This window comes from Mycoplana azooxidifex (genome assembly GCF_014196765.1).
Lineage (GTDB): Bacteria > Pseudomonadota > Alphaproteobacteria > Rhizobiales > Rhizobiaceae > Mycoplana > Mycoplana azooxidifex.
On sequence record NZ_JACIEE010000003.1, the window covers coordinates 393322 to 418135 of the forward strand.

26 protein-coding genes are annotated in these 24814 nt (G+C 65.7%); 16 read left to right on the forward strand and 10 right to left on the reverse strand.

What is annotated here, in order from left to right; translation table 11 throughout:
- Window positions 1-2: 2 nt before the first annotated feature.
- From GGQ64_RS08425 to deoA, 4 genes are read left to right on the forward strand one after another with little or no spacing between them, the layout of a single operon-like run.
- The gene (locus GGQ64_RS08425) at window positions 3-395 is read left to right on the forward strand and encodes a cytidine deaminase (RefSeq protein ID WP_183802041.1); all 393 of its coding nucleotides are present in this window, start codon (window positions 3-5) and stop codon (window positions 393-395) included.
- Window positions 392-1201, forward strand: coding sequence for a purine-nucleoside phosphorylase (locus GGQ64_RS08430; RefSeq protein WP_183802044.1), 810 nt, complete (start codon window positions 392-394; stop codon window positions 1199-1201). Before GGQ64_RS08425 ends, GGQ64_RS08430 begins: the two co-directional genes overlap by 4 nt.
- Window positions 1194-1967 (forward strand): deoxyribose-phosphate aldolase, encoded by a 774-nt coding sequence (gene deoC / locus GGQ64_RS08435; protein WP_183802047.1) that lies wholly within the window; start codon window positions 1194-1196, stop codon window positions 1965-1967. The genes GGQ64_RS08430 and deoC overlap by 8 nt, the downstream gene beginning before the upstream one ends.
- Window positions 1964-3283, forward strand: a complete 1320-nt coding sequence (gene deoA / locus GGQ64_RS08440) for a thymidine phosphorylase (RefSeq protein WP_183802613.1) — start codon at window positions 1964-1966, stop codon at window positions 3281-3283. Before deoC ends, deoA begins: the two co-directional genes overlap by 4 nt.
- On the opposite strand, the gene GGQ64_RS08445 is transcribed toward deoA, so the two are convergent.
- From GGQ64_RS08445 to GGQ64_RS08475, 7 genes are all read right to left on the reverse strand, one after another.
- Entirely contained in the window at window positions 3273-3806 is a 534-nt protein-coding gene (locus GGQ64_RS08445; protein ID WP_183802050.1) for a TIGR02281 family clan AA aspartic protease, read from the reverse strand. The two genes, deoA and GGQ64_RS08445, sit on opposite strands and share 11 nt — an antisense overlap.
- Before the next feature lie 181 nt (window positions 3807-3987).
- Window positions 3988-4617: a uracil phosphoribosyltransferase gene (gene upp / locus GGQ64_RS08450; protein ID WP_112594501.1), complete on the reverse strand. Its 630-nt coding sequence runs from the start codon at window positions 4615-4617 to the stop codon at window positions 3988-3990.
- 128 nt (window positions 4618-4745) lie between these two features.
- The gene (locus tag GGQ64_RS08455) at window positions 4746-5714 is read right to left on the reverse strand and encodes an adenosine deaminase (RefSeq protein ID WP_183802052.1); all 969 of its coding nucleotides are present in this window, start codon (window positions 5712-5714) and stop codon (window positions 4746-4748) included.
- On the reverse strand, window positions 5711-6940 hold the full coding sequence (locus tag GGQ64_RS08460) for a phosphopentomutase (RefSeq protein ID WP_183802616.1): 1230 nt from the start codon (window positions 6938-6940) through the stop codon (window positions 5711-5713). Before GGQ64_RS08460 ends, GGQ64_RS08455 begins: the two co-directional genes overlap by 4 nt.
- 199 nt (window positions 6941-7139) lie before the next feature.
- On the reverse strand, window positions 7140-7769 hold the full coding sequence (locus GGQ64_RS08465; RefSeq protein WP_183802055.1) for a TadE/TadG family type IV pilus assembly protein: 630 nt from the start codon (window positions 7767-7769) through the stop codon (window positions 7140-7142).
- A complete protein-coding gene (locus GGQ64_RS08470; RefSeq protein WP_210300191.1) occupies window positions 7766-8347 on the reverse strand; it encodes a TadE/TadG family type IV pilus assembly protein in 582 nt (193 codons plus the stop codon). Before GGQ64_RS08470 ends, GGQ64_RS08465 begins: the two co-directional genes overlap by 4 nt.
- Before the next feature lie 206 nt (window positions 8348-8553).
- Complete coding sequence (locus GGQ64_RS08475; RefSeq protein WP_183802619.1) at window positions 8554-8946, reverse strand: pilus assembly protein N-terminal domain-containing protein; 393 nt, start codon at window positions 8944-8946, stop codon at window positions 8554-8556.
- A gap of 402 nt (window positions 8947-9348) precedes the next feature.
- Here GGQ64_RS08475 and GGQ64_RS08480 point away from each other — a divergent pair, with 402 nt between their 5' ends.
- From GGQ64_RS08480 to GGQ64_RS08520, 9 genes are all read left to right on the forward strand, one after another.
- Window positions 9349-9543: a Flp family type IVb pilin gene (locus GGQ64_RS08480; protein ID WP_183802061.1), complete on the forward strand. Its 195-nt coding sequence runs from the start codon at window positions 9349-9351 to the stop codon at window positions 9541-9543.
- Window positions 9544-9678: 135 nt separating this feature from the next.
- A complete protein-coding gene (locus tag GGQ64_RS08485) occupies window positions 9679-10191 on the forward strand; it encodes an A24 family peptidase (protein WP_183802065.1) in 513 nt (170 codons plus the stop codon).
- A 243-nt stretch (window positions 10192-10434) separates the two neighbouring features.
- A complete protein-coding gene (cpaB, locus tag GGQ64_RS08490; protein WP_183802068.1) occupies window positions 10435-11244 on the forward strand; it encodes a Flp pilus assembly protein CpaB in 810 nt (269 codons plus the stop codon).
- 14 nt (window positions 11245-11258) lie between these two features.
- Window positions 11259-12794, forward strand: a complete 1536-nt coding sequence (locus tag GGQ64_RS08495) for a pilus assembly protein N-terminal domain-containing protein (protein ID WP_183802071.1) — start codon at window positions 11259-11261, stop codon at window positions 12792-12794.
- A 13-nt stretch (window positions 12795-12807) separates the two neighbouring features.
- On the forward strand, window positions 12808-13506 hold the full coding sequence (locus tag GGQ64_RS08500) for a CpaD family pilus assembly protein (protein WP_183802075.1): 699 nt from the start codon (window positions 12808-12810) through the stop codon (window positions 13504-13506).
- 43 nt (window positions 13507-13549) lie between these two features.
- Window positions 13550-14839 (forward strand): CpaE/TadZ family protein, encoded by a 1290-nt coding sequence (locus tag GGQ64_RS08505; RefSeq protein WP_183802078.1) that lies wholly within the window; start codon window positions 13550-13552, stop codon window positions 14837-14839.
- A gap of 38 nt (window positions 14840-14877) precedes the next feature.
- The gene (locus GGQ64_RS08510; RefSeq protein ID WP_183802081.1) at window positions 14878-16344 is read left to right on the forward strand and encodes a TadA family conjugal transfer-associated ATPase; all 1467 of its coding nucleotides are present in this window, start codon (window positions 14878-14880) and stop codon (window positions 16342-16344) included.
- A gap of 13 nt (window positions 16345-16357) precedes the next feature.
- Window positions 16358-17368: a type II secretion system F family protein gene (locus GGQ64_RS08515; RefSeq protein ID WP_183802085.1), complete on the forward strand. Its 1011-nt coding sequence runs from the start codon at window positions 16358-16360 to the stop codon at window positions 17366-17368.
- Window positions 17369-17384: 16 nt separating this feature from the next.
- Complete coding sequence (locus GGQ64_RS08520; protein ID WP_183802088.1) at window positions 17385-18368, forward strand: type II secretion system F family protein; 984 nt, start codon at window positions 17385-17387, stop codon at window positions 18366-18368.
- A 103-nt stretch (window positions 18369-18471) separates the two neighbouring features.
- Here the strand turns inward: GGQ64_RS08520 and GGQ64_RS08525 are convergent, their stop codons facing one another.
- Window positions 18472-19290, reverse strand: coding sequence for a tetratricopeptide repeat protein (locus GGQ64_RS08525; protein ID WP_183802091.1), 819 nt, complete (start codon window positions 19288-19290; stop codon window positions 18472-18474).
- A 134-nt stretch (window positions 19291-19424) separates the two neighbouring features.
- Here GGQ64_RS08525 and GGQ64_RS08530 point away from each other — a divergent pair, with 134 nt between their 5' ends.
- From GGQ64_RS08530 to GGQ64_RS08540, 3 genes are all read left to right on the forward strand, one after another.
- Window positions 19425-20816 carry a leucyl aminopeptidase family protein gene (locus GGQ64_RS08530; protein WP_183802094.1) on the forward strand — a complete coding sequence of 464 codons (1392 nt, stop codon included), beginning with the start codon at window positions 19425-19427 and terminating at the stop codon, window positions 20814-20816.
- Between the two features lie 107 nt (window positions 20817-20923).
- Complete coding sequence (locus GGQ64_RS08535; RefSeq protein ID WP_183802097.1) at window positions 20924-21271, forward strand: MarR family transcriptional regulator; 348 nt, start codon at window positions 20924-20926, stop codon at window positions 21269-21271.
- Between the two features lie 11 nt (window positions 21272-21282).
- A complete protein-coding gene (locus GGQ64_RS08540; protein ID WP_183802100.1) occupies window positions 21283-22137 on the forward strand; it encodes a C40 family peptidase in 855 nt (284 codons plus the stop codon).
- 47 nt (window positions 22138-22184) lie between these two features.
- Here GGQ64_RS08540 and GGQ64_RS08545 read toward each other — a convergent pair whose 3' ends face one another.
- A complete protein-coding gene (locus GGQ64_RS08545; protein WP_183802102.1) occupies window positions 22185-23144 on the reverse strand; it encodes an NAD(P)-dependent oxidoreductase in 960 nt (319 codons plus the stop codon).
- A 13-nt stretch (window positions 23145-23157) separates the two neighbouring features.
- The gene (locus tag GGQ64_RS08550) at window positions 23158-24813 is read right to left on the reverse strand and encodes an ABC transporter ATP-binding protein (protein ID WP_183802105.1); all 1656 of its coding nucleotides are present in this window, start codon (window positions 24811-24813) and stop codon (window positions 23158-23160) included.
- Window position 24814 lies beyond the last annotated feature (1 nt).

A 24814-nucleotide genomic window follows, 5' to 3' on the forward strand; every position in this document is an offset into this window, starting at 1 on the left:
GAATGTCCCAAGACCTGTTCGAAGCGGCGCGCGACGCCATGGCGTTCGCGCATGCGCCCTACTCGAAGTTTCCGGTGGGAGCGGCGATCCGCGCCGAGGACGGCAAGGTCTATGCCGGGGCCAACATCGAGAACATCTCGTTTCCGCAAGGCTGGTGCGCGGAGCCGACGGCGATCAGCGCGATGATCATGGCCGGCGCGAAGAAGATCGTCGAAATAGCCGTGATCGCCGAGAAGCTGCCGCTCTGCCCGCCCTGCGGCGGCTGCCGGCAGAAGATCGCCGAGTTCGCCTCCGCCTCGACACGCATCTACCTTTGCGACGAAACGGGCGTGAAGAAGACGATGACGATGGACGAGCTCCTGCCGCACAGCTTCGCAACGGAGGTGATCGGATGAAGGACGCGGTCGACCATCTCTTTCCCCATCTCGGCGGGCTGGTGCCGCGCTACGGCATCATCCTCGGCTCCGGGCTGGGATCGCTCGTCGACACCGTCGAGGGCGGCGTGCGCATCCCCTATTCGGAGCTCCCGAGCTTTCCTTCCAGCTCCGTCTCCGGGCATGCCGGCGAGATGGTCATCGGGCTCGTGAGGGGCGTTCCGGTGATCATGCTGTCGGGCCGGGCGCACTACTACGAGAAGGGCGACGCCGATGCGATGCGCGGGCCGATCGAGGTCCTGAAGGGCCTCGGCGTCACTTCGCTGATCCTGACCAATTCCGCGGGCTCGCTGCGCGAGGATATGCCGCCAGGCTCGGTGATGCGCATTTCCGACCACATCAACTTCTCCGGCGCCAATCCGCTGATCGGCATCGAAAGCGATGACCGTTTCGTCGGCATGACCAACGCCTATGACGAGGGGCTTGCCGCGCAGATGGAGGCGGCCGCGCGCAAGACCGGCACGCCGCTGCACCAGGGCGTCTACATGTGGTTCTCCGGCCCGAGCTTCGAGACGCCTGCGGAAATCCGCATGGCGCGGGTTCTCGGCGCCGATGCCGTCGGCATGTCGACCGTCCCGGAGGTGCTGATCGCGCGCTTCCTCGGGCTGAAGGTGGCTGCTGCGTCCGTCATCACCAACTTTGGCGCCGGCATGACCGGAGCCGAACTCAGCCACCATGAAACCAAGGACATGGCCCCGGTCGGCGGTGCGCGGCTCGCTGCCGTCCTTGCCGAGATGATCGCGGCCGGAGAGACTTCCGATGAATGAAACCACGCCCCGCCTCGTCGCCGCCAAGGCGCTGTCGCTGCTCGACCTGACGGACCTCTCCGACAATTGCGACCCGGCCGCGATCGAGACGCTCTGCCGGCAGGCGAACACGGCGTTCGGCCCGACGGCCGCGATCTGCATCTGGCCGCGCTTCGTTTCGCAGGCCCGCGCCCTGCTCGGACCGGACAGCCGGATCCGCATTGCCACCGTGGTCAACTTCCCCTCGGGTGACCTGCCGGTGGACACGGTCGTCGCGGAGACCGAACAGGCAATCGCCGACGGCGCCGACGAGATCGACCTCGTCATTCCCTACAAGGCGCTGGTCGCCGGGGACGAGGCTGCCGTGCGGGCGATGATCGGCGCGGTGCGGGCGGTCTGCAAGCCGCCTGTCGTGCTGAAGACGATCCTCGAGACCGGCGAACTGAAGGACCGCGACCTGATCCGTAACGCATCGCACCTGGCGATCTCGTCCGGGGCGGACTTCATCAAGACCTCGACCGGCAAGGTGGCCGTGAACGCGACCTTGGAGGCTGCCGACATCATGCTCAACGCCATCCGCGAGAGCGGCCGCAATGTCGGCTTCAAGGCGGCCGGGGGCGTGCGCACCGTCGCCGACGCTAGCCTCTACCTCAACCTCGCCGCGACGATCCATGGGCCCGACTGGGCGATCCCCTCCACCTTCCGCTTCGGCGCCTCCGGCCTCCTCGGCGACATCATCGCCGTTCTTGAGGGCCGCGAATCCGGCAGCCCGAGCGCAGCCTACTGACGATGCTCCCGCAGGAGACCATACGCCGCAAGCGCGACGGCGAGGCCCTGACGGCAGAGGAGATCGGCGCGTTCATCGCCGCGCTGACGGACGGACGGGCCAGCGAAGGCCAGGTCGCTGCCTTTGCCATGGCCGTCTGGTTTCGCGGCATGGACGCGCGCGAGACCGTGGCGCTGACCGAAGCGATGCGCGATTCCGGGGAGGTGCTCGACTGGCGCGACCTCGACCGGCCGGTGGCGGACAAGCATTCGACCGGGGGGGTCGGCGACAACGTCTCGCTGATGCTGGCGCCGATCGCGGCCGCATGCGGGCTGGCCGTGCCCATGATCTCCGGCCGCGGCCTCGGGCACACGGGCGGCACGCTCGACAAGCTGGAGTCGATCCCCGGCTACACGATCACGCCGCCGCCGGCGCTGTTTCGCAAGACGGTGAAGGAAGCGGGTTGTGCGATCATCGGCCAGACGGCCGACCTGGCGCCCGCAGACCGGCGGCTCTACGCCGTCCGCGACGTGACCGCCACGGTCGATTCCGTTCCGCTGATCACCGCCTCCATCCTGTCGAAGAAGCTGGCCGCAGGGCTGCATTCGCTCGTGCTCGACGTGAAGCTCGGCAACGGCGCCTTCATGACGAGCCGGCCGGATGCCGAGCGGCTGGCAAGGGCGCTGGTGGAGGTCGCGAACGGCGCCGGGCTGCGGGCGAGCGCGCTCATCACCGACATGAACCAGCCGCTGGCGGACGCAGTCGGAAACGTCGTCGAGATCGAGAACTGCATCGCTTTTCTCAGCGGAGAGAAGGCGGGAACCCGGCTCGAGCGCATCGTGCTGTCGCTGGCTGCGGAAATGCTGGTCAGCGGGGGTATCGAGGCGGATACGGCGGCCGCCCACGAGCGAGCGCACAAGGCGCTGTCGGACGGACGCGCCGCCGAAGCGTTCTCAAGGATGGTGCGGTCGCTCGGCGGCCCCGGCGACCTGCTCGACAATCCGGCCGGGATCCTATCGAAAGCGCCGATCATCCTGCCGGCGACTTCGGAGGTCGCGGGATACCTCGCCGGCTGCGATACGCGCGGGCTGGGAACGGCCGTCATCGAAATGGGCGGCGGGCGGACGAGGCCCGACCAGGCGATCGACCATCGCGTCGGCTTCGACCGGCTGAGACCGCTCGGCACGCGCATCGAGGTGGGCGACGAGATCGGACGTGTCCACGCGCAGACCCTGGACGAGGCGATTGCCGGTGTCGCGCGGCTGCGCGCGCTCTACACGATCGGGGACACCGCCCCGCTGCCGGACTACCCGATTGTCGGCCGGATCAGCGAATGAGGCGCATCCGCTCGCCGTCGACCTGATAGGACGAGAGCCCCTTGAGGAAGGTCATGCCGACCAACATACCGGAAAGCGCCTTGTCCTCCAGCACCATGGCGCCGACGTCCGGGACGCTGATCGTGCCGATCGCAACGCTGTCGAGGCGGACATAGGCGGCGCGTGCCTGGCCGTTGGCGGTGTTGACGGCATAGCGGAACTCGAGTTCCTTGCGCGCTATCCCCAGCCGTTCCGCCATCGAGACATTGATCGCCACCATGCTGGCGCCGGTATCGATCATGCCCTTCTGCTTGCGGCCGTTGATGGTGAACAGGCCGGAGAAATGGCCGGCGGCATCGGCTTCCAGCGTGACGCCACGGTTGCCGGTGTAACGGGCGGTCGAGACCGGCTCGACGGTCGCTGTTTTTGCATCGTTCGCCTTGCCCTCGGTGCGGCCGGCCGCGAGATAGCTGCTCGCCATGCCGGGCACGTAGACGGCCGCGACGGCGATGGCAGCAACGACGAACAGACTGCGGGCGAACATGGGCATCTCCAGCGGGCTCATCCCCAACCTTGCGCACCGTCCCGATGGCGCGGCAACGTGGACGTGCGCGGCAGTGGATCATGCCAACGTTGACGGACCGGAAAGATGGCGCCGGGTTGCCGGATTTGCCGCAGCGAAAGCGTGCGGTGGCTAATGCCGGGTTAACACAGGGGATCGCGCCCTACTTCGTTCCGTACATGCGGTCGCCGGCATCGCCGAGGCCGGGCATGATGTATCCCTTGTCGTTCAGGTGGCTGTCGATCGAAGCCGTATAGACCCTGACGTCGGGATGGGCGGAGCGGAAATTGCGGATGCCCTCGGGGGCCGCCAGCAGGCAGAGGAAGCGGATGTTGGTGGCGCCGCGCTCCTTCAGCTTCTCGATCGCCGCGATCGCCGAATTGCCCGTGGCGAGCATCGGGTCGACGACGATGACGAGCCGTTCGTTCAGGAGATCGGGCGCCTTGAAGAAATATTCGACGGCTTCCAGCGTCTCATGGTCGCGGTAGACGCCGATATGCGAGACGCGGGCGGACGGGACCAGTTCCAGCATGCCTTCGAGAAGGCCGTTTCCGGCGCGCAGGATCGAGGCGAAGACGAGCTTCTTGCCTTCGAGGACCGGTGCGTCGATGACCTGGAGCGGCGTTTCGATCCGCTCGGTCGTCAGTTCCAGGTCGCGCGTGACCTCGTAGCAGAGCAATGTCGAGATTTCGCGCAGGAGCCGCCGGAAGCTGCCCGTCGAGGTGTCCTTCTTGCGCATGATGGTCAGCTTGTGCTGCACGAGCGGGTGATCGATGACTGTGACGCCGTCCATGGCCAAACCTTCCCTCGATTTCGTTGATCTTCTCTTCTTCCACATTCGCGCCTCGTCCCGCAAGGGACTGGATCGGGCGCCGGCCGTTCATCCCCGGTTGCCGGGCGATCGACAAGCCGCAGCGACGGTCAAAGCCGCGACAGGAGCCGGCGCCGGGTCTCTTCGTCGACAAAGGCGGCCCCGATCGCCGTCTTCGTCATCCCGTTCAATTCCTCGTCCGTAAATCCCATCGCCTCGCAGGCGACATCGTATTCTCGTTGCAGGGAGGTGTGGAAGAAGGGCGGGTCGTCGGAGTTGAGCGTGACCTTCACGCCGGCCGCGTGAAGTCGGCGGAGCGGATGGGCGGCAAAGTCCGCAAACACCCCGAGCGCCACGTTCGATCCCGGGCAGACTTCCAGCACGACGCCCTCGTCTGCCAGCCGCTCGACCAAAGCGGGGTCCTCGATGGCCCGCACGCCGTGGCCGATGCGGGCCGGGCGGATGAGGTCGAGCGCATCGCGCACGCTCGCCGCCCCGCAGAGCTCGCCGGCATGCACCGTGATCCCCAGTCCCGCGTCCCGGGCCATATCGAAGGCGCGGACAAAGTCGGAAACGGCGCCCAGGCGCTCCTCGCCCGCCATGTTGAAGCCGGTTACCAGCGGGTTGCCGCATTCCGCGGCATAACGGGCCGCCCATTCGACCCGCTCCGGTCCACGGTGGCGCAGGCCGACGACGACCACCCGACATTCGATGCCCGTCCTTGCCCGCGCCGCCTCGATGCCGCGGCTTATGCCGGCGACATAGGCGTCGGCGCCGAGGCCGACGGTCTCGGCGTGGTCGGGCGAGACGAAGATCTCGCTGTAGACGGCACCCGAGGTCGCAAGCCCGTCGAGATAGGTCTCGGTCAGGAGCGCATAGTCGCTTTCGGTACGGAAGAGGCCTGCGACGGCGTCGTAGGCGGCAAGGAAGGTCGTGAAGTCCCGCCAGACATAGGCACCGTCGCGCAGGAAGGCATCGGTCTCGACGCGGTACTTTATCGCCTGCGACAGCGCCAGCGCCGGTGGCACCGCGCCCTCGAGATGGCAGTGGAGCTCGGCCTTCTTCAGATGCCGCGTCACAGGAAGCTTCTCCCGTGCGGGCCGGGAGGAATGCCGAGATGTTTCGCGATGGTCTCGCCGATATCGGCAAAGGTCGTGCGGGTATCCAGCAGCCGGGAGCGGATGCCGGGTCCGAAGGTCATGATCGGCACGCGTTCGCGCGTGTGGTCGGTGCCGCGCCAGGTCGGGTCGCAGCCGTGGTCGGCCGTCAGGAGGACGAGGTCGCCCGCATGCAGCTTGCGGTCCACCTCCGGCAGCCGCCGGTCGAAGGCCTCGAGCGCTGCGGCATAGCCGGCCACATCGCGCCGATGGCCGTAGAGCATGTCGAAATCGACGAAGTTGGTGAACACCAGGTCGCCGTCCTTTGCCTCGTCCATCGCCTGCAGGGTCGCGTCGAACAGCGCCATGTTGCCGTTCGCCTTCGTCAGCCGGCCGATCCCCTGGTGGGCGAAGATGTCGCCGATCTTTCCCACGGCATGAACGGTGCGCCCGGCTTCGGTGAGCCGGTCCAGCAAGGTGGGCTCGGGTGGCAGAACGGAATAGTCGCGCCGATTGCCGGTACGCTCGAAACCGGCGGGCGTCTCGCCGACGAAGGGCCGCGCGATCACGCGGCCGATCTTGCCGCCCGGCCGCTCGTCGAGAATGGCCCGGACCGCCTGGCAGAACGCCAGGAGGCGGTCGAGGCCGAAATGCGTCTCGTGCGCGGCGACCTGGAAGACCGAATCGGACGAGGTGTAGCAGATCGGCTTGCCGGTGCGGATGTGCTCTTCGCCGCATTTCGCGATGATGTCGGTCCCCGAGGCGTGACAGTTGCCGAGGATGCCCGGAATCTCTCCGGCCTCGCAGATGGCGGCGACCAGGTCGGGCGGGAAGGCGTCGCCGTCGGCCGAAAAATAGCCCCAGTCGAACATCACCGGCGTACCGGCGATCTCCCAGTGGCCCGACGGCGTGTCCTTGCCGCGGGAGACCTCGCTTGCAGCACCATGCTGGCCGAAGACCCGGGGCGGGATGTCCATGCCGTCGGGAAAGCGACCGGTCGCGGCACGGGCTGCGTGCAGGAGCCCGAGGGCGGACATGTTGGGAAGCTTCAGCGGGCCCTGCCTCAGGCCCGGGCGATCGCCCGCGCCGGCGGCGCAGAATTCGGCGATGTGGCCGAGCGTATCGGCCCCGTCGTCGCCGAAGTCTGCCGCATCCGGGCCGCCGCCGATGCCGAAGGAATCAAGTACGAAGAGAAACGCTCTTGCCATGCACCACCTGTCGATCCCGTGCACCTGGCGCGGGCCTGCCGAACGGGAGGCAATCGTCATGCGGCCTTCGGGCTTCAGGCGTCATCCGAAGCCGACAGCGATCCTCCCGTTGCCGGAATGACATGGAAAAGGAGGAAGGCTCAAGAAAAATCGCCGGCTGGCGCCGGCTGGACGGCGGGGGTGACGCTAAATGCAAGCATCAGGTGCAGGCGCTGCAGGAAAGCTCGCTACCCTTGCGAAGGCGGCTGTAGCTGGTGCGTCTGAGCGTGGGATCCAGGATTTCTGTCCTTGAAGATCCACGCAACGGCAGGAGCCTTTCGACGAGCTCGATCTTGTATTTCATCGTCACCGTGGTCATGACGATGAAGCTCTTCGTCTTCTTCATGTCGTCCGCCAGTGCCACCGGTGTTCCCTTTGGCTTGTCGGTCACCTTGTTGCCGTTCTCATCGCGGGACCAGGCGACCGTGGCATTGCTGGCATCGTCGATCTGAATGCCGATGATCTCGTAGCCGAGGTGCTCGGCGCTGGTCTGGTAAGGTGCAAGAATAGTGTTGGCAGCCAACCGGGCATCTTCGAATTCGGTGGTTCCAACGGAAATGTTCTGCGTCAGCAGGTCGGAGATCGTCGAAGCGGTGCGGCCGACCTTGTTGTAGACCGACATGGCCACCGAAAGTTCGTAGGCGCCGATATATCCGACCAGCAGCAACGGCACGAGAATTGCGAACTCCACCGCTCCGGCGCCCTCGCGCCCGCGCGCCAGCCGGCGCAGCGGTGCCGGCACAAAGGGGGCCAGGGCCCTGACGACGCGTCCTGCATCCTGCGCCCTCATGGATAATCCTCGTTGCGGAAAACGGCCGTGGCGACCAGGTTCTGCCCGTCTATGGTGTTGCTCGACGAACCATGCAGCATCGAAACCAGCCGCAGGTAGTCGACGATGATCGGCCAACGGTAGCAGGACCGCACGATGTTGGTCGTCTGCTTGCCGCCGGGCGTGAAGTTGTCATCGTCCGGGCATGCCAGGACATCGGCGGTTTCTCCGAAATTCGCCAGTTGGCGCACGTCGATGTAGAGACGCGGAGCCACCTCGGAATCCTCGTCGGAGCAACTCAGCAGGGCGACCAACTCCGCGCAGAAGAGGGCGCGAAACTCTATTTCGTCCACGTCCGTCGGGCGGCCCATGTCGAAGGTGATCTCGCCCATGCGGACCATGCGCGCCATCGAATCGTTGGCGTTGAGCAGAACCTGCTCCGCGGCATAGGCGACGAAGGTCTCGATGATCGCAAACACGATGCCGAAGAACACGGGCGCGAGCATGGCGAACTCCAGGGCGGAGGCGCCTTCGCGAGCCGCAAAGAAGCGTCTCAACCGGCCGGTCGGCTCGCCATGTCGCCTGTTCGTTCCCATCATGGATCCGATTCGCCTTCCGCCCTCACCCCGGCCCTCCGGGGCGCAGGGAACATTCCCCCAGCGTCGGTCCGGACGGTCCTGCATCGACCGTTCGACGGCGCATAGTCGCGAGATTATGCGATCGACCGTTTATTTTCCGTTTGCGGGAAGGCTGGCATTCGACCGGCTTCCCGATTTCGGACGCGGCAGGCGTCAGGGGCCAGGCGTCAGGGGGCCGTGCCGGTGGCGCGCTTGGCGTGCTGCTCGCAGATCGGCGTGCAGGAGAGGACCGAGCGTTCGGTCTGGCGGAATACGCGGACCGTATTGCCCTCGTCGATGGAGACGAGGATGCGCTCGTCGACGATGGCGTTGCCGTCGGCGTCCAAGAGGACGAGATTGGTGGTGCCGAAGTTCCGGCCGGTGAGCACGATCGTCGTGGCATCGGCAACGGTGGCGTCGGCCACTTCCGCATTGCCGACGATGACCTTGCTGACGGGACGGTCGAGCTTCAGCACGCGCGCGTGATCCATGTAGACGCGCATCATTTCGCCGTCTTCCGCGCGGGCGTCGGCTACCGCCACGCAGAACTGCGCAAGCAGAAGTCCGACGGCCAGTCGCATGGCCTTGGAGGTGGCGAACGTCCCGACGGTTCTCATCTGGCGATATCCTGAAGCTGCGGCATTGGCCCAGAATGGCCGTGAATGGTGAATGAACCCTTAAGTTGCGCAGCTTTTCCTGAACGCCGCCAGGAATAGCCGGAGCCGACACATCCGGGTTGCGCCGGTCCGGGCACGCCTATGCGCGTGGATTCGACCGTTCTCCAGCATTCGCGCGCATACCCCGATCCGACAATCTGCCGTTGCCCATTCGTTTACCACAATACCGGGCAGCCCGCGTTAACGGAAAGGTAACCGCCTTCCTTAAGCAGGCGGAAATGCGGCGCGTGTAGGTTGCAGTCATCCGAACAACGGAAAACAGTTGTCGGACGTGCTGAACCAACAATCGTGGATAGGAGAAACCCCATGACCAAGATCTTCGCTCGCTTCCTGAAAGACGAATCCGGCGCGACCGCCATCGAATACGGCCTGATCGCCGCCCTCATCTCCGTCGCCATCATCACCGCTGCAACCACGCTCGGCGACAACCTGGCGACGACCTTTGACACCATCGCCGGTCGAGTGGACGACGCAAACACGGAAGCCGCCGGCACGCCGTGATCTAGGTCCACGGAGGCCCGTGGCTCAGCAATGGCCGTCTTCCTACGCGGGAAGGCGGCCATTCTAGTTTAGAGACCGTTCATAAACCTGCTTCACACTCGCAAGCGGCCGCACCTGGCTTCACCGGAGAACCCCATGACGGAAGCAGCAATCTTTGTCGTCTTTCCGCTTTGCCTTGCGATTGCGGCCTTCTCCGATTTCTTCACGATGACCATCCCGAATCGCGTCTCGGCGATCCTTCTGGCCACTTTCATCGTCGTGGCGCCGCTCGCCGGGCTGGGTCTGGTCCAGATCGGCTTTCATCTTCTCGCCGGCCTCGCCGTCTTCGGCGTCTGCTTCGGGCTGTTCGCCTTCAACGTCATGGGCGGGGGCGACGCCAAGCTCCTGACAGCGAGCGCCGTCTGGTTCGGCATGACTCCCTCCCTCGTTTCCTTCCTCATGCAGGTTTCCATCTTCGGCGGGATCCTGACGCTCGCGCTGCTCTTCATGCGCGCCCGCGCCCCGGCGATCCTGGCGACCGGCCTGCCGGTCCCGAACCACCTGCTGACCGCCAAGAAGGTGCCCTACGGGATCGCGATCGGCATTGCCGCCTTCGTCACCTACCCTGCCTCGCCGCTGATGAAGGCGGCCCTCGCCCGCCTCCACTAGGAGGCACTGGCCACGCCCCAAGATCGCTGTCAGTGCAGGACGCATGCCCGTCCGGGATGCACGGCTGCTGCTGCCACAGAAAATCCGTACTTCGCCTTTCGATTGCATTAGCAGAACGGCATCTCTCAACAGTCACCGCCATTTAAGCGCCTGTTAACCAAGCTCATAAGCAAGTCATTAACCATAATTATACCAATTGGTGCGCAATGTGACGATGCAATCTCGCACGTCCAGGGGCCAACCATGAAACCGGCGCGAATCATCATTCTGGCAGTCGCCGTCCTGTCGGCGGGCGTTGCAGGCTATCTCGCCCTGCAACTCGCCCGCGGCAACAAGATCTCGGTCGCAAGTGAGCCCGTCGTCGAACGGGAGCCGACCATCAACGTGCTCGTGGCGACGCAGAGCCTTCCGATCGGCGCGCGCCTCAGCGGTGAGGCGATCGGCTGGAGCGCCTGGCCGGAGAACAACGTCGTCGAAGGCTTCATCACCGAACAGAATCGCCCGGACGCGCTGGAGAAGCTTGCCGGCGCGGTCGTGCGCATGCCGATCTTCAACGGCGAGCCGATCCGCCAGGAGAAGATCGCCGATTCCAACAGCAAGATCATGTCGTCGCTGCTGCCGGCCGGAAAGCGCGCTGTCTCGACGGAGATCTCCGTTGCGACCGGCGCAGGCGGCTTCATCCTGCCGAACGATCGCGTCGACGTGATCATGGTGCGCGAGGGCGACGACGACACCAAGATCACCGAGACCATCCTCAGCAACGTGCGGGTGCTGGCGATCGACCAGCAGATCCAGGAAAGCGAAGACGGCAAGAAGACAGTCGTCGGAACGACGGCGACGCTCGAGCTCACGCCCGATCAGTCCAAGGTGATGACGGTTGCGCAGCAGATGGCCGAACGGCTGCAGCTGGCCTTGCGCAGCGTCGCCGACGCACAGGAAGAAGACACCCGGGCTGCCGACTACCTGCTCAGCGGAGGCGAAGGCTCGCCCATCATCCAGGTCATCAAGTCCGGCGAGATCGTCCGGGCGGGCACGCCCGCGGTCAACAAGTGAAGCAGGAGCGCACAGTGCGAGGAATCGGAAAGAAATTTCGGGCTTCGGTCGCCGGCGGGATGACCTTCTGCCTTGCCTTCTCGGGCATGCCGGCCGCGTTGGTGAACGGCGGCACCGCGATCGACATGGCGCAGGCCGCGTCCACCGGCCTCGTCCGGATCACCCAGACAGGCCCGGGCGCGCGCAAGGCGCTGAAGCTCGGTCTCAACAAGGCGATCGTCGTCGACCTGCCGACCGACGCGCACGACATCCTGGTCGCAGACCCGATGAAGGCGGATGCGGTCACCCGCACCTCGCGGCGCATCTACATCTTCGGCAAGGAAATCGGCCAGACCAACGTCTTCATCTTCGGACCGAACGGCGAGGAGATCGTCAGCCTCGACCTCGCCGTCGAACGCGACATCGCCGGGCTGGAGGATCACCTTCGCCGGTTCATCCCCGATTCCGCCATCTCGGTGGAGATCATCTCCGACAACATCGTGCTGACCGGCACCGTGCGCACGCCGCAGGACGCGCTGCAGGCCGCCCGTCTCGCCGACATCTTCCTGACCGGCGGTGAGGCGACCACCCGCACCGTGACGGCGCAGGGCAACAACGGCGACGCCGCGATCTTCGGGGAAGAACGCCAGCGTTCGCAGGTCGTCAACATGCTGAAGATCGACGGCGAGGACCAGGTGACACTGAAGATCACCGTCGCCGAAGTCAGTCGCCAGGTGCTGAAGCAGCTGGGCTTCAACGGTTCTGTAAGTGGAAGCGACGGCGGCATCGCCTTCCGCAACCCCTCCAACCTCGGCGGCGCCCTCGACTGGACGGCCAATGCCGCCCTGTCCGGCACCGTCGGCGGCACCAATATCGCAGCCTACGTCAACGCCATGGAACAGGCCGGCGTGATGCGGACGCTCGCCGAGCCGAGCCTGACGGCCATCTCCGGCGAAAACGCCAGCTTCTATGTCGGCGGCGAATTCTGGCGCCCCGTGGAGCAGGAAGTCGACGAAGACGGCAAGATCTCGCGCACGAACGAAGAGGTCGAATACGGGATCCGGCTGAACTTCAAGCCCGTGGTGCTGTCCGCCGGCCGCATCAGCCTGCGCGTCGAAACCGAGGTGTCCGAGCCGACGTTCGAAGGCGCCGTCAATACCGGCAGCAACGTCAACATTCCCGCCGTCACCGCGATGTCGATCCGGCGGCGCGAGGCATCGACGAGCGTGGAACTGCCTTCCGGCGGCTCGATCGTGATCGCCGGCCTCGTCAAGGAAGAGATCCGCCAGGCCATGACCGGTTTTCCGGGACTGTCGAAGATCCCCGTGCTCGGCACGCTGTTCCGCTCCAAGGACTTCCTGCGCAACGAGACGGAAATGGTCATCATCGCAACGCCCTACCTGGTTCGCCCGGTGGCCCGCAGCGCGCTGAACCGGCCGGACGACAACTTCAACCCGACGAACGATGCGGCAAGCTTCTTCCTCGGCCGGGTCAACCAGATCTACGGCCGCAAGGAGGCCGGCGTGCCCGCCGGGACCTACAACGGCGCCGTCGGCTTCATCTACAAGTGATCGGGGAACGGACATGACCGCACGCACACGCTTCCAGCCCCCCTCCGAAAGGCTTGCCCCGATGGTCTCCCATCGCCTTCTTCCGCTGACGTTCGTCCTCGCCGCAGCAGTGCTCGCCGGCTGCGCCTCGAAGGATGCGGTGACGACATCGTCGGTCCCGGACGACTATCGCACGCGGCATCCGATCGTGCTGACGGAGGCCGAGCATACGCTGGACGTTCCCGTCGCCTCGGGCGATCGTTCGCTCACCCTTGCGATGCGCGACAACATCCGCGGCTTCGCGCAGGACTACGAATCGAAGTCCAAGGGCACGGTGCAGATCATGCTGCCGCAAGGCTCGGCCAATGCCGGCGCGGCCGCAGCACTGCGCAAGCAGGTCCGCACGACGCTGGTGAGCGAGGGCGTGCCGAACAAGCTCATCATCGAGACCGCCTACGGCGCGGCCGGCCAGGGCGACGCCGCCCCGATCAGGCTCGCCTTCATCGCGACCACGGCGAAGACCAACACCTGCGGCCAGTGGCCGGAAGACCTGACGCTGAACACGATGGAAAACAAGCAGTACTACAATTTCGGCTGCTCCACGCAGGCCAACCTGGCGGCGCAGATCGCCAATCCGATGGATCTGGTCGGGCCGCGCGGCATGACGCCGATCGACGCCGAGCGCCGCGCGACGGCAATCCAGGACTATCGCGAAAACGGAACGGACGACTGACGGAGCGGCGCACGGCCGACCAGACAGTAACGGGGCATCAACGATGACGAGCATCCAGTACGGTATTGAGGCGAGACAACCCTCCGACGCCACCCTCGACGAAGGTACGGCCACCGGCGAGCTCGACCATGTGCGCCCGCTTCCGCGCATCTCCATCCACGCCTTCTGCGAAAGCGACGGCATGCTGCAGACGATGGAGCGATGCGCGAACGACCGCCGCATGTCGAAGGTCAGCCTGCGCATCAACAGCGGCAACATCCAGACGGCGGTGAACATGTTCACCACGGCGCCGACGCCGAACCTGATCATCCTCGAAAGCTCGACCGAACCTTCTGCGATCCTGCAGGAGCTCGCCCCTCTCGCCGAGGTCTGCGACCCGAGTACCAAGGTCGTCCTCGTCGGCCATCACAACGACATCTCGCTCTATCGCGACCTGATCCGCAACGGGATTTCCGAGTATCTGGTCGCGCCGGTGGCCATGGGGGAGGTGCTGAACGCGGTCTCGGCGATCTTCGTCGATCCCGAGGCCGAACCGCTGGGACGCACCATCGCCTTCGTCGGTGCCAAGGGCGGGGTGGGCTCGTCCACCATCGCCCATAACTGCGCCTGGGATATCTCCAACCTGTTTTCGACGGAAGTGGTGCTGGCCGACCTCGACCTGCCCTTCGGCACCGCCAACATCAACTTCGACCAGGACCCCGCCCAGGGCATGGCCGAAGCGGTCTACACGCCCGAACGGCTGGACGAGGTCTTCCTCGACCGCCTGCTCGCGAAATGCTCCGACCACCTGTCGCTGCTGGCCGCGCCGTCCACGCTCGACCGCGCCTACGACCTGGAACGCGGCTCGTTCCAGCCGATGGTGGAGGTCCTGCAGCGAAGCGCGCCGGTGAACGTGCTCGACGTTCCGCACGCCTGGTCGGAATGGACTCGAAACCTGCTCGCCGAGGTCGACGAGGTTGTCGTCACCGCGGTTCCGGATCTTGCAAACCTGCGCAACGCCAAGAACATCTTCGACGCGCTGAAGAAGCTCAGGCCGAACGACCGCACGCCGCACCTGATCCTCAACCAGGTCGGCATGCCCAAGCGGCCGGAGATCGCCCCGAACGACTTCTGCGATCCGCTGGAGACGCAGCCGATCGCGATCATTCCGTTCGATGCCCAGCTGTTCGGCGCGGCTGCCAACAGCGGGCGGATGATCGCCGAGATGGACAGGAAATCGCCGGCTGCGGAGACGTTCTCCCAGATCGCGCACGTGGTCACCGGGCGCGCCACGATGAAGAAACCCAAGAAGGGCGGACTCGGCAAGATGCTGGGAATGCTCGGCCGCAAATGACGCCCGGCAAGGGCCGGCACAGGACTGGATGAAACGGCATGTTCGGTAGACGCGGAAACGAAGGCTTTGGAAAGAGTGGCGGCCCCGCCGGCCACCCGCCGCAGGCGGCTCCCGTCGAGCGCGCGGCCGCGCCCGCCATGGCCGAACCGGTGCGGGAGACGGCCGTTGCGGTCGCGCCTCCTACCCACCAGCCCTCGCCGATCGCGCGCAAGAAGATGCCGCGCACGGAGGACTACTACGACACCAAGTCGCAGGTGTTCTCGGCGCTGATCGACACGATCGATCTGTCGCAGCTCGCAAAGCTCGATACGGAGAGCGCGCGCGAGGAAATCCGCGACATCGTCAACGACATCATCACCATCAAGAATTTCGCGATGTCGATCTCCGAGCAGGAGGAACTGCTCGACGACATCTGCAACGACGTGCTCGGCTACGGCCCGCTGGAGCCGCTGCTGGCGCGCGACGACATCGCCGACATCATGGTGAACGGCGCCGGCCGGACCTACATCGAAGTGGCCGGCAAGGTGCAGGAATCGGAGATCCGCTTCCGCGACAACGGGCAGCTTCTGTCGATCTGCCAACGTATCGTCAGCCAGGTCGGCCGCCGCGTCGACGAATCGAGCCCCATCTGCGACGCGCGCCTTCCCGACGGCTCGCGCGTCAACGTCATCGCGCCGCCGCTCGCGATCGACGGAACTGCGCTCACCATCCGCAAGTTCAAGAAGGACAAGCTGACGCTCGACCAGCTCGTGAAGTTCGGCTCGATCACGCCGGAGGGTTCGACGCTCCTGCAGATCATCGGGCGCGTGCGCTGCAACATCGTCATCTCCGGCGGTACCGGCTCGGGCAAGACGACGCTCCTGAACTGCATGACGCGCTATATCGATACCGACGAGCGCGTGATCACCTGCGAGGACTCGGCCGAACTCCAGCTGCAGCAACCGCATGTGGTGCGCCTCGAGACCCGCCCGCCGAACATCGAGGGCGAGGGCGAGATCACCATGCGCGACCTCATCAAGAACTGCCTGCGCATGCGCCCAGAGCGGATCATCGTCGGCGAAGTGCGCGGACCGGAGGTCTTCGACCTGCTGCAGGCGATGAACACCGGCCACGACGGATCGATGGGCACGATCCACGCCAACTCGCCGCGCGAATGCCTGAGCCGCATGGAATCGATGATCGCCATGGGCGGCTACACGCTGCCGGCCAAGACGGTGCGCGAGATCATTGCCGGCTCGGTCGACGTGATCGTGCAGGCCTCGCGGCTGCGCGATGGCTCGCGCCGCATCACCCACGTCACCGAGGTGGTCGGCATGGAAGGCGACGTCATCGTCACCCAGGACCTGATGCGCTTCGAGATGGACGGCGAGGACGCCAACGGCCGCATCATCGGTCGCCATGTCGGCACCGGCATCGGCAAGCCTCACTTCTGGGACCGGGCCCGCTACTTCAACGAGGAGCGACGCCTCGCCTCGACGCTCGACATGATGGAAAAAGTGGCCTAGCCGCGGGGGACCGATGTTCGGACTTGATCTCACCATCGTCGCGATCGTCGCGCTTGCGGCCGTGGCCGTCGGCGCGCTCGGCTACGGCCTGCTGTTCTCCCGCATCGAGACCGAGAAAAAGGCCGAGAGCCGCGTCAACCGTGTGAAGTCCGCCGAGACCGACCAGAACAAGGTCAAGGCGGCGCGCGAGCGCATGCAGGAGATGTCGAAACGGCGCAAGTCGGTCCAGGATTCGCTGAAGGACCTCGAAAAGAAGCAGCAGGAGCGCAGCAAGCGGGCCGCACCGACCCTGAAGTCGAAGCTTTCCCAGGCCGGCCTGACGCTGAGCCCGACGCAGTTCACGCTGATCGGCATCGGGTTCGGCCTGTTCATGGCAGCGGCCGCCTTTGTCTTCGGTGCACCGGCGGTCGTTGCCGGCGGCCTTCTGTTCATCGCCGGCATAGGCGTGCCCCGCTGGGTGCTGAACTTCATGGTCAAACGGCGCATGAACAAGTTTCTGGAAGAATTTCCGAACTCGCTCGACGTGATGGTGCGCTCGATCAAGTCCGGCCTGCCGCTGACGGACGCGCTGCGGCTGATCGCAGCCGAGGGCCAGGAACCGGTTCGGTCGGAGTTTCGCCGCGTCGTCGAATCCCAGCAGATGGGGCTCAGCGTTCCGGATGCCTGCGCGCGCATGTTCACCTACATTCCCCTGCAGGAGGTGAACTTCTTCTCGATCGTGATCGCCATCCAGAGCCAGGCCGGCGGCAACCTGTCCGAAGCGCTCGGCAACCTCTCGCGCGTGCTGCGCGAGCGCCGCAAGATGCGGGCGAAGGTCGACGCGCTGTCGATGGAAGCCAAGGCATCCGCGGTCATCATCGGCGCCCTGCCGCTGATCGTGATGCTGCTCGTCTACCTGACGACACCCGACTACATCAAGGTCATCTTCATCGATCCGCGCGGCCATCTCATCCTCGGCGCTTCCGCCGTCTGGATGACGATCGGCATCCTGATGATGCGCAAGATGATCAACTTCGACATCTGAGGAAGGACTTGGCGCGATGAAGGAACTGGCTTCGACCCTCACCAATCCCGACATCCTTCTGCCGGTGTTCGTGGTCATCGCAGTGCTGGCGACGTTCTACACGCTGGCGGCGCCCTATTTCGAACGCGGCGACCTCGACAAGCGCATGAAGTCGGTGGCGCTCGAGCGCGACCAGATCCGCGCGCGCGAACGGGCCCGGCTGAACGCCGAGGGGCCGCAGGGGCGCGGCTCGCTGCGCTCCCAACAGAACAGCTCCGTCCGCCAAGTGGTCGAACGGCTGAACCTGAGGGAGGCGCTGGTCGACAGCGGCACGATCAACAGGCTGCGCCAGGCGGGCTACCGTTCGCAGAACGCCCTCAACATCTTCCTCTTCGCCCGGTTCGTGCTGCCCTTCGTCTTCTTCGCGGTCGGCGCCTTCTACATCTTCTATCTCGGGCACCTGGGCGACAAGCCGCTTGCCATCCGGATCCTGGCTGCGATCGGCGCCGCCTATCTCGGCTTCTATGCCCCGAACATCTTCATCTCCAACCGTGTCTCCAAGCGGCAGCTTTCGATCAAGCGCGCCTGGCCGGACGCACTCGACCTGCTCCTGATCTGCGTGGAATCGGGCGTGTCGATGGAGGTGGCACTACGCCGCGTCGCGGACGAGATCGCCGTGGCCTCGCCCGAACTTGCCGAGGAACTGGTGCTGACGACGGCGGAACTTTCGTTCCTGCAGGACCGGCGCGTCGCCTACGAAAACCTCGGCACCCGCACGGGCCTCGACATCGTCAAGGCGGTGATGCAGGCGCTGATCCAGGCCGAGCGCTACGGCACGCCGCTCGCGCAGGCCCTGCGCGTGCTGGCGCAGGAAAGCCGCGACCAGCGCATGAACGAGGCGGAGAAGAAGGCCGCAGCACTGCCGCCGAAGCTCACGGTGCCGATGATCGTATTCTTCCTGCCGGTGCTCATCGCCGTCATCCTCGGCCCCGCGGGCATCCAGGTCGCAGACACGTTCTGATCGATCATTCTTCGCAAGGAGCGGTCACGACCGTGAGCGAGGCGCCGTCCTGCGACGGCAAAGCCCGGCGCCCGGGCGAGGCCCGACCTCCGGACTGCGGCGATCAGTTGGTGTTCTTGTCTTCTTCGTTGGAGAGCTGCTTCCAGGCGTTCTGCTGGGAAAGCATGCCGCGAAGATAGGCGACATTCGCCTGGGCCTGTTCGGCACTGAGTTCCTGCATCGCGATCTGCTGCGCCTCGTCGAAGCGGCCCTGCAGGCCGATCGCCAGCGCCAGGTTCTGCCGGACGCTGGAATCGGCACCCGGTTGCTGTGCCGCCGAGCGCAGGTAGGTTTCCGCGGTCTTCAGGTCGCGGACCAGGAGATAGGACATGCCGAGATTGGACAGGACCGACGGCTCGTTCGGCTTCAGGTCGAGCGCCTCGCGATAGCGGTTGCGCGCTTCGGGAGCGCGGCCGAGCTGGTCCAGGATCGCGCCTTCGGCCGACCGCAGCCGCCAGTCGGGCCGGTCGGGGGTCTGCGCGCGCTGGATGGTGCCGAGTGCCTGCTCGAGCTGGCCGGCGGCGGCCTGCGACTTTCCGTAGGCTGCCAGGACCTCGCGATCGGTCGGGTGGAAGATCGCCACCTGCTGCATGACGGCGAGCGCCTGGTCGTTGCGCCCGCTCATGCGCAGGAGGTTCGCGTAGTTGAGGCCGGCCTGGCGGTCCTTGGGGTTCTTTTCATAGGCCTTGCCGACACTCTCGGCGGCCCTGCTCAACTCGCCGGCGTTCATCTCCGTCACCGGCTTGGAGCTCCGGGGGATGGAGCCGGTCGTTTCCCTGCTGGGTCCGGTGCTGCAGCCGGCAAGGGTCGCCGCCAGCAATGCGGTCGCGGTCAGAAGAGCGCGTTTTCGGCCAAACGGTTGTGCATGCGCGGAGCCAAGCATGTATGTTCCCCAGAACGTCACTTGCGGCCAAATCGTAAGGAATCACGCCGCAACCCTCACTCCAGCAATATTCTGTTAACCCTAACAGAGTGTTAATTCGCCGATTCCCGGACCGTACCGCAAAGGCTCTGCCAATGGCTCCCTACCAGTTCATCGATCGCCCGTCCCCCTTCAACAGCCGCGGCGGCAAGACGCTTCCGATCTTCGCCATCACCCCGGCGCATATCGAGACCGGAACGATCGAACCCGTGGCGCTGGACTGGGCGCGCAAGGCGGGCTTCAAGGCCGAAGCGGGCTCGCTGCTTCTCGTGCCCACGGATGACGGCCACCTGGGCGGGGCCTTGTTCGGCCTCGGCAAGACGCCTTCGGATGCACCGTTCCTGTCGGGCAAGCTGGCGCGGACGCTGCCGGCCGGCGACTGGCATATCGAGACCGCGCCCTTGACCGCCAACCGGCTTTCCCTCGGCTACGGCCTCGGCAGCTATCGGTTCGAGCGCTATCGCCAGGCGGCGAAGGAGGTGCCGACGCTGATGATCCCAACGGATGCGGATGCGACGGACATCGAGCGCCAGCTGGCCGGCGTCTTCCTCGCGCGCGACCTCATCAACACGCCGACGAACGACATGGGGCCGGACGCGCTCGAAGACGTCTTCCGCGCGCTCGCCGAACACTACAAGGCGAAGTTCACGGCGATCCGGGGCGACGACCTGCTGAAGGAGAACTTCCCCTTGATCCACACCGTCGGCCGCGCATCAGCCGAGGCCCCGCGCCTGCTCGAATTGCGCTGGGGCAAGAAGGGCCATCGCAAGGTGACGCTGGTCGGCAAGGGCGTCTGCTTCGACACCGGCGGCCTCGACATCAAGCCCGCCTCCTCCATGCTCTTGATGAAGAAGGATATGGGCGGCGCGGCGAACGTCATGGGCCTGGCGCTGATGATCATGGATGCCAAGCTGAAGATCGACCTGCGCGTGCTCGTGCCGGTGGTCGAGAACTCGATCTCCGCCAACGCCTTCCGGCCGGGCGACATCTATCGCAGCCGCAAGGGGCTGACCGTACAGATCGACAACACAGACGCCGAAGGCCGGCTGATCCTGGCCGATGCGCTGGCGCTGGCAGACGAGGAGGAGCCGGAACTGCTGATCGACATGGCGACGCTGACGGGTGCGGCGCGCGTGGCGCTCGGGCCTGACCTGCCGCCGTTCTTCACCGACGACGACGATCTCGCAAGCGAGCTCGGCGATGCCAGCCTCTCTGTCGACGACCCGCTCTGGCGGATGCCGCTCTACATGGGCTACGACAAGGACATCGCGGCCCGGATCGCCGACATCACGAATGCGCCCGCAGGCGGCATGGCCGGCGCGATCACCGCAGCACTGTTCCTCAAGCGCTTCGTGACGCGGACCAAGAGCTGGGCCCATTTCGATATCTATGGCTGGGCTCCCACCGAGCGGCCGCATTCGCCGATCGGCGGCGAGGCCCAGGCGATCCGGGCGCTTTATCATCACCTGAAGTCGCTGGCGGCATAGCAGCGCGGCCAGGAGAGAATTGCGCGAGGCGCAAGATCAGGGCTATTCCCATGACGGGAATGATACGGTACCGTAACGACGGTGCGCATATCGGACCGGAGACTGTCTTGCCCCTGGAACTTTCGGCCTCGCAGGCGCTCGGCCTGTGGCATTCCGTATCGATGCAGCAGGTCAAGCTCGACGGGCGTGATCTCAGCCTGCGGCAACTGGCGATCCTTCTCGAGATCTACCTCGTGCCACCGCCGCACACAGTCCGTGGCCTCGCCGCCAAGCTGGACGTGACGAAGCCCGTCATCACCCGGGCGCTCGACACCATGGGTGCGCTCGGACTTGTGACCCGTGAACGCGACGAACGCGACCGGCGCAACGTCATCATCAAGCGCACCATCGACGGCGCCCTCTATCTGGAACGGCTCGGAGACCTGATCATCGGTCGCGGGCGGACCCTTACCTAGTGAGACCCCCAATGAACGCCCTGCCCGATCGCCGCCTGAACGCCTATCGACCCGACCTCGCCGAAGAGGCGCTGCGCGGCCGCCTCGAGGCTCCGCGCTACACGGCCGGCACGCCGGCGACCGTTTCCGCTCCCGTTACAGCGCTCCGGCCCCGGCCGGACGCCGGCGCCGGCATCGATACCGAACTCCTCTATGGCGAGAGCCTGCGGGTGCTCGACAGGGCGGATGGCTGGGCCTGGGTCAAGGCGGACTTCGACGGCTATGTCGGATATCTGCCGGACAATGCCCTCCGCGAGGCCGGCACCGACGCAACTCACGTCGTCGCGGTCCCGCGGACCTTTGCCTATAGCGGGGCCGACCTGAAGACGCCGGCCGTCTTTGCGCTCTCGCTCGGTAGCCGGCTAAACGTCGTCGGCGAGACCGAGACCCGCGGCACGCGCTACCTAAAGCTCGACGGCGGGCAATTCGTCGTCGCCGCCCATTGCGCTCCGGCAGAACGGGCAATCGGCGACGACTACGTCTCGACTGCCGTCCGCCTGCTGGAGACGCCCTACCTGTGGGGCGGACGGAGCGGCTTCGGCATCGACTGCTCGGGGCTGGTCCAGCTTGCGATGATGATGACGGGACGCCGTGTTCCGCGGGACACCGACATGCAGGCATCCGGGCTCGGCATTCCGATCGACCGCGGCGACCTGCGGCACGGCGACCTCGTGTTCTGGAAGGGGCACGTGGCGATCATGGAAGACGAAGAAACGATCGTGCATGCCAACGGCAACACGATGAACGTAGCCCGCGAAGGGCTCGCTGCCGCCATCGAACGGATCGGCTGGCTCTACCAGCAGCCGACCTGCTACCGCAGGCCCTGAGCGGCCCATTTACATCTATCGAGCGGTCGACATGGCCGGGGCGGCGATCAGTAGCCGGCGGCGCGATCGACCACATGCTCCAGCGGCTCGCCGTTCTCGATGCGGTCCATCTGGCGCTCGACATGGGAAAACAGCGCGCCGACGTCGGACGCGGCTGCCGCATGTGGCGTGACGAAGACCTTCTCGTGGGTCCAGAGCGGGCTTTGAAGCGGCAGCGGCTCCGTCTCGAACACGTCGAGCGAGGCGCCGGCAAGAATGCCGCCATCGAGGGCTGCCAGGACGTCTGCCTCGACCTGGCTGCCGCCACGGCCGGCATTGACGAAGACGGGGCCGCCGAGGGCGCCCTTGCGGCGGAGCTTCTTGAACAGCGAGGCATTGAATATGCCGGTGGTGTCAGGCGTCAGTGGCAGCAGGCCGACGAGAATGTCCGTCCGCGCCAGAAAGGCATCCAGCCCCGCCGCATCGAAGGTCTCGACGCCCTCGATCTGCTTCTTGCGCCGCGACCAGCCGATGACGTCGAAGCCCATGACCTTCAGCTTCCGGGCCGCGTCCTGGCCCAGCACGCCCGTCCCCATGATGCCGACGGTCACCTCAGCCGCCTCGGGCTGGGCCAGTTCGTGCCACAGGCGCTTGCGGTTCTGCGCCTCGTAGGCCTTGAACTGGCGCAGATGCAGGAGGCACTGCATCACGACCCACTCGCTCATCCGGTTCGTCAGCGTCGGATCGACGAAACGGACCACCGGGACGTCCGGTAGGGCGGGCAAGGTCATGACGTGATCGACGCCGGCGCCGCCGGAAAAGACCACCTCCAGGTTCGACGCACGCGCGAAGAGATCGGCCGAGGGACGCCACACCACGGCATAGCCGGCGCCGGAGAGATCGCGACTGCGATTGGCGGGAAGCGCCAGGTCGATCACCTCCCTGCCCGCGAAGGCGCCCTTGAGGGCGGTCGCGATCTGCGCGCGGTCGAATTTCAGGTCGAGGATGACGGGGCTGTTCTTTTGCACGTTGCGCTACCTGCTATTGGCGGATGACGTCGGATTTCACCGCCGCCAGATCGAAGGCGGCAGCCATCAGCGCCTTCGTGTAAGGCATTTCCGGCGCTTCGATGATGCGCTCCGCCGGTCCCTTCTCCACGACCTTGCCGGCGCGCATGACGATGATCTCGTTTGCGAGCGCGCGTACAACCTTCAGGTCGTGGCTGATGAAGAGATAGGCGAGGTTATGCTTGGCCTGCAGGTCGCGCAGGAGATCGACCACCTGGGCCTGCACGCTCATGTCGAGCGCCGAGGTCGGCTCGTCCAGCATGACGAACTCGGGCTTCAAGACCATGGCGCGGGCGATGGCGATGCGCTGGCGCTGGCCGCCGGAGAATTCGTGCGGGTAGCGCCAGCGGGTGGTCGCGTCGAGGCCGGTTTCTTCCAGCGCGGCGGCGACGCGGCGGTCGCGCTCGTCGGCCGAGAGCGTCGGTTCGTGGACCGCGAGGCCTTCGCCGACGATGTCGGCCACCGACATGCGCGGCGACAGCGAGCCGTAGGGATCCTGGAACACGATCTGCATGCGGTTCCTGAGTGGCCGCATCTCCTGGAAGGAGTAATCGGCGATGTCCTTGCCGACGAAGGCGATCCTGCCTTTCGAGCCGATCAGACGTGTCAAGGCAAGACCGAGCGTCGTCTTGCCCGAGCCGGATTCGCCGACGACGCCCAGCGTCTGGCCGGCACGGAGCTTGAGGTCGATGCCGTCGACGGCCTTCACGTGGTCGACGACCTTACGCATGAAGCCGGCCTTGATCGGGAACCAGACCCTGACGTCATCCGCCTCCATGATCACCGGCCGGGTGTCGTCTGCCGGCAAGGGCCGGCCGCGTGGCTCGGAGGCGAGCAGGTGGCGGGTATACTCGTGCTGCGGATCGGTGAAAATCGCCTCCACCGGGCCGCTTTCGACGATCTTGCCCTTCGTCATCACGCAGACCCTGTCGGCGAACTTGCGCACGATGCCGAGGTCGTGGGTGATGAAGAGCATTGACATGCCGTGCTCGTCCTTCAGCGTCTTCAGAAGCTCGAGGATCTGCGCCTGGACGGTGACGTCGAGCGCCGTCGTCGGCTCGTCGGCAATCAGAAGCTCGGGCCGGTTCGCCAGCGCCATCGCGATCATCACGCGCTGGCGCTGGCCGCCGGACAGTTCGTGCGGATAGGCGGCCAGCCGCTTTTCCGGCTCGCGGATCCCGACCTGGTTCAAGAGTTCCAGCGTGCGTGTCCGCGCGGCCGGGCCCTTGATGTTCTGATGCAGCTCGAGGATTTCGCCGATCTGGCGCTCGATCGAATGGAGCGGATTGAGCGAAGTCATCGGCTCCTGGAAGATCATGGTGATGTCGTTGCCGCGAACCTGGCGCAGTTCCGGTTCCGAGGCCTTCATCAGGTCGCGCCCCTTGAAGTGCACCGAGCCGGAGGGGTGGCTTGCGGCCGGATAGGGCAGGAGCCTGAGCACGGAGTTCGCCGTCACCGACTTGCCGGACCCGGATTCGCCCACAAGCGCCACCACCTCGCCGCGGCCGATCTCGAAGGACACGTGGTCGACGGCAACGGACGTCTTACCGCCCTGGTGGAAGGCGACCGACAGATCCTCCACCTTGAGGATCGGATCGGCTTTCCGGTCGTTGGCCGTCTGGTTTGTCATG

Coding starts and splice junctions, on each gene's coding strand:
- GGQ64_RS08515 (WP_183802085.1), top strand. CDS start 16,358: ATGTTCGGACTTGATCTCACCATCGTCGCGATCGTCGCGCTTGCGGCC.
- cpaB (WP_183802068.1), top strand. CDS start 10,435: ATGAAACCGGCGCGAATCATCATTCTGGCAGTCGCCGTCCTGTCGGCG.
- GGQ64_RS08475 (WP_183802619.1), bottom strand. CDS start 8,946: ATGCGACTGGCCGTCGGACTTCTGCTTGCGCAGTTCTGCGTGGCGGTA.
- GGQ64_RS08550 (WP_183802105.1), bottom strand. CDS start 24,813: ATGACAAACCAGACGGCCAACGACCGGAAAGCCGATCCGATCCTCAAG.
- GGQ64_RS08480 (WP_183802061.1), top strand. CDS start 9,349: ATGACCAAGATCTTCGCTCGCTTCCTGAAAGACGAATCCGGCGCGACC.
- GGQ64_RS08505 (WP_183802078.1), top strand. CDS start 13,550: ATGACGAGCATCCAGTACGGTATTGAGGCGAGACAACCCTCCGACGCC.
- GGQ64_RS08430 (WP_183802044.1), top strand. CDS start 392: ATGAAGGACGCGGTCGACCATCTCTTTCCCCATCTCGGCGGGCTGGTG.
- GGQ64_RS08510 (WP_183802081.1), top strand. CDS start 14,878: ATGTTCGGTAGACGCGGAAACGAAGGCTTTGGAAAGAGTGGCGGCCCC.
- GGQ64_RS08425 (WP_183802041.1), top strand. CDS start 3: ATGTCCCAAGACCTGTTCGAAGCGGCGCGCGACGCCATGGCGTTCGCG.
- GGQ64_RS08500 (WP_183802075.1), top strand. CDS start 12,808: ATGACCGCACGCACACGCTTCCAGCCCCCCTCCGAAAGGCTTGCCCCG.
- GGQ64_RS08530 (WP_183802094.1), top strand. CDS start 19,425: ATGGCTCCCTACCAGTTCATCGATCGCCCGTCCCCCTTCAACAGCCGC.
- GGQ64_RS08460 (WP_183802616.1), bottom strand. CDS start 6,940: ATGGCAAGAGCGTTTCTCTTCGTACTTGATTCCTTCGGCATCGGCGGC.
- upp (WP_112594501.1), bottom strand. CDS start 4,617: ATGGACGGCGTCACAGTCATCGATCACCCGCTCGTGCAGCACAAGCTG.
- GGQ64_RS08470 (WP_210300191.1), bottom strand. CDS start 8,347: ATGATGGGAACGAACAGGCGACATGGCGAGCCGACCGGCCGGTTGAGA.
- GGQ64_RS08485 (WP_183802065.1), top strand. CDS start 9,679: ATGACGGAAGCAGCAATCTTTGTCGTCTTTCCGCTTTGCCTTGCGATT.
- deoC (WP_183802047.1), top strand. CDS start 1,194: ATGAATGAAACCACGCCCCGCCTCGTCGCCGCCAAGGCGCTGTCGCTG.
- GGQ64_RS08520 (WP_183802088.1), top strand. CDS start 17,385: ATGAAGGAACTGGCTTCGACCCTCACCAATCCCGACATCCTTCTGCCG.
- GGQ64_RS08540 (WP_183802100.1), top strand. CDS start 21,283: ATGAACGCCCTGCCCGATCGCCGCCTGAACGCCTATCGACCCGACCTC.
- GGQ64_RS08445 (WP_183802050.1), bottom strand. CDS start 3,806: ATGTTCGCCCGCAGTCTGTTCGTCGTTGCTGCCATCGCCGTCGCGGCC.
- GGQ64_RS08465 (WP_183802055.1), bottom strand. CDS start 7,769: ATGAGGGCGCAGGATGCAGGACGCGTCGTCAGGGCCCTGGCCCCCTTT.
- GGQ64_RS08525 (WP_183802091.1), bottom strand. CDS start 19,290: ATGCTTGGCTCCGCGCATGCACAACCGTTTGGCCGAAAACGCGCTCTT.